The organism is Sandarakinorhabdus sp., from assembly GCF_051860625.1.
Taxonomy (GTDB): Bacteria; Pseudomonadota; Alphaproteobacteria; order Sphingomonadales; family Sphingomonadaceae; genus Sandarakinorhabdus.
The window spans coordinates 133,912-145,730 of record NZ_JBHYDQ010000005.1 but is presented as its reverse complement, the minus strand read 5'-3'; the positions used below and the strand labels follow the sequence as shown (position 1 = coordinate 145,730).

Here is an 11,819-nt window from a genome sequence, read left to right as displayed (position 1 = left end):
CGTTCATGATGCGCAGACTTCGATCAGGCGGGCCATGTCGCGGCGCAGGGCCACCACCATGTTGCCGACGCGTACCGCCATGGGATCGCCGCCGAACGGCGCGCGGTGCAGGATCTCGACATCGACGCCTTCGTCAAAGCCGAGTTCGCACAGACGCTGCGCGGTTTCCGGTGCCAGCCCGGCGCGGTCGATCGCAGCGATCAACGCGATTTCGCCGGGCAGCAGGCTGTCGATCAGGCGGTTTTGTTGGATCAATTCCGTATCCGGTCGCAAGAATTGCGAGCCGTTATCAACTAATCGACGGCAGCGCCACCGGCAAGTGACCTACACCGCCGGATAGCGCAGGCGACCCAGAAAACGCGCTGGATCGGGAAACTTGGCGCCGGCATTGATCAGCTTGGCCTTGGTCTTTTCAAAGCGCATCACACCATCGATGCGGCGTTCGATGAAGGCGCGGGTATCGGCAAAATCTGCGCTGTCGTCCTGCGTCCAGTGCAGCAGCGTGGCGGAATAGATGGCCGAGAGGATCGCGCGTTTGGTGTAGTGATTATAGTCAGTCGCGGTGTCGCCGGCGGCCCGCCACATAGCATCGGCGGCGTTCCACAACAGCTTGGCCGCCAGCGCGCCATGCTGTGGCTGAGCGAGCAGGGCCAGGGCACGGCGGGTGACTTCACGGTCGCCTTGTTCCAGCCGCGTGACCAGCGCCATGCGGATGCGTTCCCGGATTTTCAGATTGTGGGCGCCGGCCATGGCTTCGGCCATGCGGGCGTTCGACAGGGCGCCCCAGGCCGTCAGCATGGCGGCCGTATCGGGCAGCGCCAGCGCGGCGATATCGGCATCCACCCCGATGTCGCGTGCGCCAGCGGCCAGGGCCTTGTCGCTCCAGCCGTCGAAGGCGACATGCGGCAACATGGCGGCGATCAATTGCGGTGCCAGTTCGGCGAGAGGCGTATCGTCGGTCATACCTGCCTTTTACCCCGCCACGGCACAGCTTCCCAGCCGCAATTGCGTCGCGGCGGTTATGCCGCCGCCAACAGAAGCCCCGTGCGCCGCCGGCGCGCCACAGCACCAACCAGACCGAAGCCGGCGATCAGTATAGCCCAAGTGGCCGGTTCGGGGACGGCATTGCTGGCCGGGCCAAATTGAATCAGGCTTGGCGGCGCGTTGGGATCGACTGCCTGCCGATTGATATAGGCAATGCGGTCGCCGTTGGGATTGCGGACGTAGAATTCGGCATAGGTGACCGTATCGCTCGATGGCGCGATGGCCGGCAGATAGGGACTGGAAAAGGTCGCAAGGTCAGTCGTCCAGAAGGTCAGTCGCGTGTTGTCGGAATCGGTGTTCTGCCCTGTCGAAATCTGGAAATAGGCGCATTGCAGGCTGAGGGCCGCTGTGCAGGGGGTTTCCCGCAGGAAATTGATGAAGACATGCTGCGTGGCAATGCTGAAATAATCGCTGGTGAGGGTCAGGCTCCCGGTGCCTGCAACCGGCCCATTCGGTCCCTGGCTGCCGTAATGAACATTGGAAAAGGTTGGGGAGCTGATGGACTGATAGCCGAGGCTGTCGAGATCATAGCGCAGTGTCGCGGTGAACGGGTTCAGGCCGAAGCCCAGATGGGGGAGCGCCTGGAGATAACCTTGCATGGTCATGTTCACGGTTTCTGCCTGTGCAGGGGCACGCGACAGGCTGGCCAGCAGGGCAGCGGCGATTGCGGGCGAGATTTTCATGATGAGTCTCCTGTGTTTCTGATCGCTTCGAAAAGGCGTTGCCTGCAGAGCTTAGGCGGTGACTGCCCGCAGCATGCGCCGTCGCCGCGCCATGGCGCCAGTGAGGCCGAAGCCGGCGATCAGCATGGCCCAACTGGCGGGTTCGGGGATGGCGCCGGCCGCCGAGGGATCGACCCAGGTGCGGAAGTTGAGATCGGCACCGGTCGCGCCATAAAGCCCCGGTGCGCCGACAGGATTGAAATGTCCCCCGCCCGCATATCCGTTTGAATTGATGAACGGCGCCCCTTCCAGCGAGGTCCAGTTCACCCAATAGGATGCATTGGCGCTGCAGGGTGAACATTGTCCCAGCATCCGAAAGGCGAGGCGCTGGTTTTGTTGCACATCGATGTTGAGCGAGGACAATATGAAGGTTTGCACGGCCGAAATCTGGCTGCCATTGGGCCGGCCATTCAGGGGCAGGCTGGCCGATCCCAGCAGCGTGGCGGCGGCTATATTCTGTTCATAGTCCGCGGATCCAAAGCTGCCGGCATCGTAGATTTCAAGAACGGCCCGTTCCGAAGGGTCGGGCGGCGGATCGCCATTGTAGTAAGCCATTGTGAACATGTCGATTTGCGTCAGCCGCCCGGTTGTTCCAGCCGTCCATGTCTGCATCATGCCGCCGGCAAAGGCGGTTGATACCAATCGGCCGGTCGAGGGCTGCCCCACGATCAGATTGTCCACATCGATCTGCGCTGCCGCCTGCGCCTGCGCTGCTGCAATCAGCGCGACTGCAAACATTGCCGATTTTGTCGTTCGCATAAACTGCCCCTGCTGAAACACTGCACGGGTAGTGTTCGCAAACGGGGCCGCCCATCCCGTTTTGTAGGGTGTTGTTAACCCTGCACCAGCCGATCGGCCACGATATCGGCGTGGGTCATCGTCATCAGGCGGCCGCTGCCGGCCACGGTTTCGCAGGACGCATCGGGCAGAGTGCGCTGCCAATAGGCCAGCACGAAGGCGGGATCATACAGCACATCATGTTCGGTCACCATGAAATGCCAGTGGTGCGTGCCGGGCAGCGGGATGGCCGGGGCCATGGTGGCATGCTGTGTCTGTTCATTCACATAGCCATCGATGCGCCCGGTGGCGAAGGGGCGCACGGCGCGCCAGTAATCCTCCACGATATCGGCCTGCGCCATCGCCGCCTCGTCAGGCGGGCTGCCCTGCAGGGATCGGGCGAACAGGCGCGGGAACTTGGTTTCCGTCAACTGGCTGGCCAGCACCGCCGACATGGCGCGCACCAACGTGGGGCGGCGCAACTGTGCTTCCTTGGCGGCGCCCAGAAAGCCGATCCGGCGCGGATCAGACGCTGAATCGGGATCGGGATTGGCGATCACCACCCGCCCCAGCCGTTCCGGCAGTGCCCGGCCCAGCGCCAGCACATGATGCGCCGCGCCGCGCGAGACGAGATCGAACCGACGCAGGCGCACATGATCGGCCACCAGCACCACATCGGCAACGGCGGCTTCGAACGGATTATGGGCGCCGGCCACGCAGCCTGCCAGCGGATCGGACAGGCCAAAGCCCGGCCGATCAATCGCGATGGGGCGAAAGCCGCGCGCCTGCAGGGCCTTGATCAGCCGGCGGGAAACAAAGCGCGTGGTCATGCTGCTGTGCACCACCAGCACCGGGCGACCGCCGGCGGGGCCGTAATCGCTGAAGGCTACCCGGCTGCCATCGCCGCGCAGCGCAAAGCGCAGCGGTTCCCGGCTGCTGTCGAACCGGCCGATTTCGTCGGCGGTGGCTTGCATCACCCAGGCCATGGTGTTGGCTTCGATCACCAACCGGGCCAGCGAGGCTGCGCTGCTGACGCCCAATGTCTGATAGAGCGCGTCTATTTCTTTCTTGGTGACCGCATCTGAAAGGCCGAGCGCGGCGGCGGCCTCGCTGCGCGACAGGCCTTCGGCCAGCAACAGGCCCAGCGTGGCCTGGCGCGGGCTGATGCCCCAGGCATCGGCCAGCAGGCTGGCGTCGTCGCGGCCCTGCGGCAGGATGCCGAAGCCCAGGCTGGACAGGCGCGAAACCAGCGCCGGCAGCCGGTTGACGCCGGCCCGCCGCATGGCACCGGCAATGGCTTCGCGGGCCGTTTGGTAGGCTATGCCCAAGCGATCGGCGGCCGTGCGGATCGATCCCGATTCGATGGTGGCGATGGTCACGCGCGCTTCCAGCCCGGACAAGCCAAAGGCAAAGGCCGCATCGGCCAGCGGCCGACCACTGATGCTGCCGGCGCTGGTGAGCACCACCGCCTGGCCCGGCCGGGCCGCTGCAACAATGGCCGGCGGCAGGCGCCAGCCGGCAATGGCCCCCGCCGGCGCATAGACGGTGACCGACGGCGCACCATCCGGCCCGGTGACGGTAGCAGCCGTTGCCGGCCGGCCAGCGGCGGCGCGGCGCACCGCGCCCCGATCACAGACCGCTGCAAAGCCCGGCGTTGCCAACACTTGCCGGCCATCGGCATCAAACAGCGCTGCCTGCACGGAGTCATCCCGGAACAGCGGGCAGTCACGGTCGGTGGGCAGGCGCTGGCGCTGTGCGGCGGCCAACGCATCGGCCATGTCGCCAGCCTGGGCCAACATGGCATCCGGTCGCTGGAACCAGGGCTGAATCGCGCCAAAATCCGAAAACCGGTCCATTGTTGACGAGAGATAGCAGAGATTTGTGTCGGACGTTAGCGGGGTTGCGGGCCTTGCCCCGTCCGGGGGCATCTGCTAGTTCCCCAGCCCTCGCCGCCGGGGCGACTCGGTGGATAACGGCTTTTTGCGGATAGAAACCTGTCGGGGCGGCGCCCCAAATTATTGGAGTGACGGCACCTCATGCAGATCATGGTTCGCGACAACAATGTTGATCAGGCCCTTCGCGCCCTGAAGAAGAAGCTGCAGCGTGAAGGCGTGTATCGCGAAATGAAACTGCGCCGCCATTATGAGAAGCCCAGCGAAAAGCGTGCCCGTGAAAAGGCCGCTGCCGTGCGCCGCGCCCGCAAGATGGAGCGCAAGCGCATGGAACGCGACGGCGTCAAGTAAGATCCAATTGAATCGATCGTACGGGCCGGGCAGGGACATCTCTGTCCGGCCCTGATCGTTTTTCCGGGATGCCATTGGCGAGTTGACCCGTGAGCGCGTGCTCGCCATGGTCTGCGCCAATCACGCGAACCAGTATTCGATCACGCCAACCACAATATCGGGGCACATCATGTCAGGTCAGGCAGCAGGCAATCCAGGCGGTATCGGCATCGGCAAATGGTTGGCGGCGGGCGCCGTCATCCTGGCGGTGGTCGGCGTGCTGGTTTACACCGGCACCCAGGGTCAGGTGGAGGCCGTGCGCCAGACCGACATGAATTTTCTGGCCGAAAACAAGGGGAAACCAGGCGTGATCACGACCAGCAGCGGTTTGCAATATCAGGTGGTGCGCGAAGGCACCGGCCCGCGGCCGACCGCCAAGGATACTGTGCTGGTGCATTATGAAGGCAAGCTGATCGACGGCACCGTGTTCGACAGCAGCTACAGCCGCGGTCAGCCGGCGGCCTTCCCGCTCGATCAGGTCATTCCCGGCTGGACCGAAGGCGTGCAGTTGATGCCGACTGGTTCGAAATATCATTTCGTGGTGCCGCCGCAGCTCGCCTATGGCGCGCAAGGCGCGGGCGGCGTGATTCCGCCGGGCGCCGTGCTGGAATTCGATATCGAACTGCTGGCAGTGAAGCCGGCGGAATAAGCGCTGTTCGCGTAACCCGGTGGCCGTCACCCCGGCGAACGCCGGGATGACGATGTGGGTTCAATCCCGCAGCGACAGGAACCAGCGGTTGCGCAGCGCGGTAACCCACGTGACCGGATTGAAGCTGGTCGAGCCATCCAGGCTGAAGGTGGTGAACTCGGCGCGGCCGACGATATTTTCCACCGGCAACAGGCCCAGCCCGCCGACTTCGGCCGGAAAGCGACTGTCTTCGCTGTTGTCGCGATTGTCGCCCATCAGGAACACATGGCCTTCCGGCACGATCACCGCCTCGGTATTGTCCTGCGGCAGGTTGGCCAGATCATGCACCAGATAGGACCGGCCGCCGGGCAGGGTCTCGCGATAGGTGGGCAGATGGCATTCGGCCACGCCATCGGGCGTGATCACCCGATATTGCGCGTCCACCATGCTGGTGCATTCGCTGTTCGGCGTCACCAGCATGACGGTGTCCGCCACCTTCACCTTGAGCACCGGCGCCCCGTTCAGCCACAATTGTCCGTCCCGCATCTGCACAGTGTCGCCGGGCAGGCCGATCACACGCTTGATCCAGTCATCCTGGGCGATCGGCGATTTGACCACCACGATGTCGCCACGTTCGGGCAGCGATCCGAACAGCCGGCCGTCCATGCGCGGCAGCACGTTCAGCGATGGCGACAGATAGGAATAGCCATAGGGAAATTTCGACACGATCAGCCGATCGCCGACCAGCAATGTGGGCAGCATCGATCCCGACGGAATATAAAATGGCTTGGCCGCCAGCGTGTGCACCGCCAGCACGGCGAGCGCCAACAGGAACAATTGCCAGGCTTCCTCGGCCCAATTGGTCTTTTTCTTCGCCACTGCTTCGTTCATTCCGGTGCCGCCGTGATCAGAACGATGGCCTGCGCCCACGGATGGTCGTCGGTCATCGAAAGATGAATCGCGGCCTTATGCCCGGTGGGCGTGATTTGCGCCAGCCTTGCCGCAGCGCCGCCGGACAGGATCAGGGTCGGCTGGCCGCTGGGCAGATTGACCACGCCCATGTCGCGCCAGAACACGCCGTCGCGAAAACCGGTGCCCAGCGCCTTGGCACAAGCCTCCTTGGCGGCGAAGCGCTTGGCGTAGGTGGCCACGCGCGTCAGTTGGCGGCGGTTGGCCTTGGCCTGTTCCGTATCGGTGAAGATGCGGTTGATGAAGCGATCACCGAAGCGTTCGATGCTGCGCGCGATGCGATCGATGTTGCACAGATCAGACCCCAGGCCGAGCACGAACAGGCCTTGCGGTACGATCATGCGGATGCCCGGGCTGCATCCATCAAGCCGCGCATCCGGCCGATGGCAGAAGACAGGCCGACGAACACGGCTTCACCGATCAGGAAATGCCCGATGTTGAGTTCGGCCAATTGCGGCAGCGCCGCCACCGGGGTGACATTGTCGTAGGTCAAGCCGTGGCCGGCGTGGAGTTCGAGGCCCATGGCGGTGCCGATCGCCACGGCCCGCTCCAGCCGCGCCAGTTCGGCGGCCACTGCTTCCCCTTCGGCGTGCGCGTAAGGCCCGGTGTGCAGCTCCACCACCGGCGCACCCAAACGGGCCGCGGCTTCGAGCTGGCGTTCTTCGGGCGCGATGAACAGGCTGACCCGCATGCCCGCGTCGCGCAGCCGGCTGATGATCGGCGCCAGCACATTATGCTGCCCGGCGGCATCCAGCCCGCCTTCGGTGGTGCGTTCAGCGCGGCGTTCCGGCACGATGCAGGCAGCGTGGGGACGGTGGCGCAGCGCGATGCCGAGCATTTCATCGGTGGCGGCCATTTCCAGATTGATCGGCAAGGCGACGCCGATGCTCAGCCGGTCGAGATCGGCATCGGTGATGTGGCGCCGGTCTTCGCGCAAGTGCACGGTGATGCCATCGGCGCCGGCCGCTGCCGCCATTTCGGCGGCGCGCAGCGGATCGGGATGCAGCCCGCCGCGCGCGTTGCGAATGGTGGCGACGTGATCGATGTTGACGCCTAGACGCAGATGATTGGGACGCAGGTGATTGGTCATGCCGCGCGGCTCCCTGGCTTGATGGCCGGGATGGCCGCCAGTTCGGGCGGCAGTGCATCCGGCTGGTAGCTCGGCACATCCAGCCGGATCAGCGGCGTGAACGGCACGCCCAGATCAGCCGTGCCGCCCGACCGGTCGACGAGCGACGCGGCGTGGATCACCTGCCCGCCAGCAGCGTTCACCGCAGCGATGGCTTCGCGGCTGGACAGCCCGGTGGTGACGACATCTTCCATCAGCAGCACCTTCTGGCCTGGCTCCAGCCGGAAGCCGCGGCGCAGTTCGAAGGTGCCGGTTGGCCGCTCCACGAACATCGACAGCACGCCCAGCGCGCGGGCCAGTTCATGGCCGCAGATCAGCCCGCCCATCGCTGGCGCGATCACGGCTGTCACTTCAGCCTCCAAGTCGGTGGGCAGTTTCGCCGCCAGCGCGCGGGCCAGTCGCTCGGCGCGGGCCGGGTCCATCAGCACGCGTGCGCACTGCAGGTATCGCGAGCTGCGCAGGCCCGACGACAGGATGAAATGGCCTTCCAGCAGCGCCTCGGCGGCGCGAAACTCGGCCAGCACCTCATCATCGGTCATTGCATGTCTCTCGTTCGTTGATCCGTCGCGATTTACAGCGTGGCGCGGCTTTGCCAAGCCACCTTACTGGCGCACCCGATCGGCCGAGACCACCGCCTTCACCTGGCGCAAGCCGGCCATGATGGTGGCGAGGTGCGCGACACTTTCCACCTCGATATCCAATATGTCGGTGTGAAATTCCCGGTCGCGGTGCTTCAGGGCCAGGCCAACGATATTGGCGTTGTTCGCCGCGATGCTGGCCGCCAGGCTGGCGAGCGCGCCGGGCTGGTTGTGCACGACCACGGCCATTCGCGCCACGGCGCCCGCGGTTTCGGCACCCCAGCGCACATCCAGCCAGTCAGTGCCGGTTGCAACCAGCAGATCGCAATCAATCATGTGGACACAGATCGGGCCATCCGGTGCGCGGTTCCCGGCTATGCGGTCGCCCGGCACCGGCCGGCAATGATCGCACAGCAGGAAACCGACGCCGGGGGTCAGGCCCTCGATGGAAATGGCGGCGGCGGCCTTGGCCTTGGTGCTGCGCGACCGCGGCGCGCGGACGACGGCGCCGGGTGCCAGTGCGTCTGACACTTCTTCGTCGGTCAGCCGGTTTTCGGCCATCGCCAGCTCCAGCGCCGGGCGATCCTGCAGTTTCAACTGGCCCAGCGCCGGGCTCAATATGTCGTCGGTCAGGGCCACCTGCAGCCGCCCGGCCATGGCATCCAGCAATTTGCTGCCCATCGCCTGCAATTCCTCGCGGCGTTTGTGGCGGACATGGCGGCGGATGGCGGCGCGCGCCTTGGCGCTGGCGACAAAGCTTTCCCAGGCTGGATCGGGGGCCTTCACCTTGCCCTTCATGATCTCCACCTGATCGCCATTGATCAGCCGGGTGCGCAGCGGCACCACCCGGCCATTCACCTTGGCGCCCACGCAGCTGTCGCCCAGATCGCTGTGCACGGCATAGGCAAAATCCACCGGTGTTGAATCGCCGGGCAATTGGTGCAGCTCGCCCTTGGGCGTGAACACGAACACCTGATCCTGGAACATCGCCAGCCGGGCATTTTCCAGCAGCTCTTCGGGATTGGCGGCGTCCTGCAGCACCTCCAGCAGATCATCGATCCACGGATAGGCCTCACGCGCCGGCGCGCCATCCTTACCCTGCTTGTAGGCCCAGTGCGCCGCGAGGCCATATTCGGCCTCTTCGTGCATCAGGTGGGTGCGGATCTGCACTTCGATGCGCGCCGCCTCGCTGCCCAGCAGCACCGATGTGTGCAGCGACCGATAGCCGTTGTTCTTGGGCGTGGAGATGAAATCCTTGAAGCGCCCGGGCACCATCGGCCAACGGCCATGCACGATGCCCAGCGCCCGATAACAATCGCTGACATCATCGACGATCACCCGGAACGCCATCACGTCCGACAATTGTTCAAAGCTCATTTCGCGCGCCTGCATCTTGCGCCAGATCGAATAGGGACGTTTTTCGCGGCCCGTCACGCTGGCGGCGATGCCCTTGCTGCGCAGCAGGCCCTCCACGGCGCCGCTGATGCGGTGGACATTGGCGCCGGTGGTCTCCCGCAGCCGATCAAGGCGCTGGGCAATGGTCTCGCTGGCGTCGGGCTCCAATTGGCGGAAGGCCAGCTCCTGCATCTCCTCCATGAAGCCATACATGCCGATGCGCTCGGCGAGCGGCGCATAGATGTCCATGGTTTCGCGGGCGATGCGGCGGCGCTTCTCCTCTCGTTTGATGTGATGCAGCGTGCGCATGTTGTGCAGCCGGTCGGCCAGCTTGACCAGCAGCACGCGGATGTCGCTCGACATCGCCAGCAGGAACTTGCGCAGATTTTCGGCCTGGCGCTCGCTTTCGGTCTGGGTTTCGATCTTGGACAATTTGGTGACGCCATCGACCAGCCGCGCCACCTCCGGCCCGAACAGGCGTTTGATCTCCGCATGCGTCGCCACCGTATCCTCGATGGTGTCGTGCAGGATGGCGCAGGCGATGGTCTTGTCGTCGAGCTTGAGGTTGGTGAGGATGCCGGCAACCTGGATCGGGTGGCTGAAATAAGGATCGCCGCTGGCACGCAGCTGGCTGCCGTGCGCCTTCACCGAAAACACATAGGCGCGGTTCAGCAGATCCTCATCCGCATCAGGATCATAGGCCTTGACCCGTTCAACCAACTCATACTGGCGCAACATCACCTAGCATCTTGGGGGGGATTGGTGGGGGGCGCAAGGGTGGTGGGACTTTGTGTGCTGCGGGAACCAAGCGGCTCCCCTCCCGCTTGCGGGAGGGGTTGGGGGTGGGTTGTGTCGCCCGGCCGACGCTTGGGCCTTGCGGGCGCGGCCGGCGGCGGAGCCGCCGAGTCCGCTGGGGGTGTTTAGGAAGGAAGAAAGTGCGCGGCAAAGCCGCGCCGTCGGACGACTCACGAAAAAGGCGGCTGGAGAGCCGCCTTTTTTGGTCGCCGGCCGGAGTGCGGCGAGTCTGAAAATAGCTGCGCTATTTTCAGCCGCCTTACTCGTACTCCCCGCCCATATTCTGATTGCGCGGCGGCTGCGCAGCGGTAATCCGCAAGGCCTCAGCCGAGGCCGACAGCGAGCCGATCACGTCCGGCGTATCGTCATCCTCGGCCTGGACCTTCTGCATGCCCACAGTCATGGATTCGCGCAGGTCGGCCGGTTTGATGGTCTGCTCGGCGATCTCGCGCAGGGCGACGACCGGGTTCTTGTCGCGGTCACGATCGATGGTCAGTTCCGAACCCGACGAGATGTTGCGGGCGCGATGCGCGGCCAGCAGCACCAGGTCAAACCTGTTCGGCACCTTGTCGACGCAATCTTCTACAGTCACACGTGCCATGAACATTGGCTCCGGAAATAAAATCGAATGAAGCGGTGCTGGTGACGAGTTGGGCACGCAAAGTCAAGGAAATTGGCCTGTCATCACCGTCATAACCTTGACTCTGGTGAGTGGCGCCCCTAGGGCACGCGCTTCGCGTTTGGCCCCGCACCCCGGTGAAGCGGTGGCCCTCGCCAGCGACAGTTGAGTCTGTGGGCTGGCGCGGCGGGACCGGGAACAACGTCGTCGCAAAAGCCAAGGATTACTCATGTCAAAGCGTTCCAACGCGAAATACAAGCTCGATCGCCGCATGGGCGAAAATATCTGGGGTCGTCCCAAGAGCCCGGTCAACAAGCGTGAATATGGCCCCGGCCAGCACGGCCAGCGCCGCAAGGGCAAGGTCAGCGATTTCGGCCTGCAGCTGCGCGCCAAGCAGAAGCTGAAGGGCTATTATGGCGATGTGACCGAAAAGCAGTTCCGCAAGGTTTATGCCGAAGCGGTGCGCATGAAGGGCGACACCTCGCAGAATCTGATCGGCCTGCTCGAACAGCGGCTGGACATGATGGTCTATCGCGCCAAGTGGGCGCCGACCGTGTTCGCCGCCCGCCAGATCGTCAACCATGGCCATATCCTGGTCAACGGCCGCCGCTGCAACATCGGTTCGGCCCGCATGAAGCCGGGCGACGTGATCGAACTGGGCAGCCGCGCCAAGGAAATGGCGCTGGTGCTCGAAGCGCAGAGCCTGTCCGAGCGCGACGTGCCGGAATATGTGTCCGTGGAAGGCCCGAAGGCAACTTACGTGCGCATCCCGACGCTGGATGAAGTGCCGTATCCGGTGAAGATGGAACCCAATCTGGTCGTCGAGTTTTACTCGCGCTGATTCGGGGCCAGTGGCCAACAGAAGAGGGCGGTCCCATCGG

The 11,819-nt window shown here is 64.5% G+C and carries 14 protein-coding genes; 3 read left to right on the top strand and 11 right to left on the bottom strand.

Translation table 11 applies throughout. The annotated features are described in order from the left end of the window. Window positions 1-3: 3 nt before the first annotated feature. The 5 genes from ACTIEZ_RS06830 to ACTIEZ_RS06810 form a co-directional block, all read right to left on the bottom strand. On the bottom strand, window positions 4-255 hold the full coding sequence (locus ACTIEZ_RS06830; RefSeq protein WP_439545911.1) for a FeoA family protein: 252 nt from the start codon (window positions 253-255) through the stop codon (window positions 4-6). Window positions 256-324: 69 nt separating this feature from the next. Then, window positions 325-963: a COQ9 family protein gene (locus ACTIEZ_RS06825; RefSeq protein WP_439545910.1), complete on the bottom strand. Its 639-nt coding sequence runs from the start codon at window positions 961-963 to the stop codon at window positions 325-327. A gap of 56 nt (window positions 964-1,019) precedes the next feature. Further along, a complete protein-coding gene (locus ACTIEZ_RS06820) occupies window positions 1,020-1,727 on the bottom strand; it encodes a PEPxxWA-CTERM sorting domain-containing protein (RefSeq protein WP_439545909.1) in 708 nt (235 codons plus the stop codon). 51 nt (window positions 1,728-1,778) lie between these two features. Further along, entirely contained in the window at window positions 1,779-2,525 is a 747-nt protein-coding gene (locus ACTIEZ_RS06815; RefSeq protein ID WP_439545908.1) for a PEPxxWA-CTERM sorting domain-containing protein, read from the bottom strand. Between the two features lie 74 nt (window positions 2,526-2,599). Next, window positions 2,600-4,342 carry an alpha/beta fold hydrolase gene (locus ACTIEZ_RS06810; RefSeq protein ID WP_439545907.1) on the bottom strand — a complete coding sequence of 581 codons (1,743 nt, stop codon included), beginning with the start codon at window positions 4,340-4,342 and terminating at the stop codon, window positions 2,600-2,602. A gap of 237 nt (window positions 4,343-4,579) precedes the next feature. Between ACTIEZ_RS06810 and rpsU the strand changes: the two genes are divergently transcribed. Together rpsU and ACTIEZ_RS06800 are read left to right on the top strand one after the other, a co-directional pair. Next, a complete protein-coding gene (gene rpsU / locus ACTIEZ_RS06805; RefSeq protein ID WP_120716269.1) occupies window positions 4,580-4,786 on the top strand; it encodes a 30S ribosomal protein S21 in 207 nt (68 codons plus the stop codon). A gap of 169 nt (window positions 4,787-4,955) precedes the next feature. Continuing rightward, window positions 4,956-5,474 (top strand): FKBP-type peptidyl-prolyl cis-trans isomerase, encoded by a 519-nt coding sequence (locus tag ACTIEZ_RS06800; RefSeq protein WP_439545906.1) that lies wholly within the window; start codon window positions 4,956-4,958, stop codon window positions 5,472-5,474. A 60-nt stretch (window positions 5,475-5,534) separates the two neighbouring features. On the opposite strand, the gene lepB is transcribed toward ACTIEZ_RS06800, so the two are convergent. The 6 genes from lepB to rpoZ form a co-directional block, all read right to left on the bottom strand. Further along, complete coding sequence (lepB, locus tag ACTIEZ_RS06795) at window positions 5,535-6,344, bottom strand: signal peptidase I (RefSeq protein WP_439545905.1); 810 nt, start codon at window positions 6,342-6,344, stop codon at window positions 5,535-5,537. After that, the gene (acpS, locus tag ACTIEZ_RS06790; RefSeq protein WP_439545904.1) at window positions 6,341-6,763 is read right to left on the bottom strand and encodes a holo-ACP synthase; all 423 of its coding nucleotides are present in this window, start codon (window positions 6,761-6,763) and stop codon (window positions 6,341-6,343) included. The genes lepB and acpS overlap by 4 nt, the downstream gene beginning before the upstream one ends. After that, complete coding sequence (locus ACTIEZ_RS06785) at window positions 6,760-7,512, bottom strand: pyridoxine 5'-phosphate synthase (RefSeq protein WP_439545903.1); 753 nt, start codon at window positions 7,510-7,512, stop codon at window positions 6,760-6,762. The genes acpS and ACTIEZ_RS06785 overlap by 4 nt, the downstream gene beginning before the upstream one ends. Beyond that, window positions 7,509-8,090 (bottom strand): orotate phosphoribosyltransferase, encoded by a 582-nt coding sequence (gene pyrE / locus ACTIEZ_RS06780; protein ID WP_439545902.1) that lies wholly within the window; start codon window positions 8,088-8,090, stop codon window positions 7,509-7,511. The genes ACTIEZ_RS06785 and pyrE overlap by 4 nt, the downstream gene beginning before the upstream one ends. Before the next feature lie 63 nt (window positions 8,091-8,153). After that, window positions 8,154-10,262: a RelA/SpoT family protein gene (locus ACTIEZ_RS06775; RefSeq protein WP_439545901.1), complete on the bottom strand. Its 2,109-nt coding sequence runs from the start codon at window positions 10,260-10,262 to the stop codon at window positions 8,154-8,156. Window positions 10,263-10,578: 316 nt separating this feature from the next. Then, a complete protein-coding gene (rpoZ, locus tag ACTIEZ_RS06770; RefSeq protein WP_439545900.1) occupies window positions 10,579-10,920 on the bottom strand; it encodes a DNA-directed RNA polymerase subunit omega in 342 nt (113 codons plus the stop codon). 247 nt (window positions 10,921-11,167) lie between these two features. On the opposite strand from rpoZ, the gene rpsD reads away from it, so the two are divergent. Further along, complete coding sequence (gene rpsD / locus ACTIEZ_RS06765) at window positions 11,168-11,779, top strand: 30S ribosomal protein S4 (protein ID WP_439545899.1); 612 nt, start codon at window positions 11,168-11,170, stop codon at window positions 11,777-11,779. Window positions 11,780-11,819 lie beyond the last annotated feature (40 nt).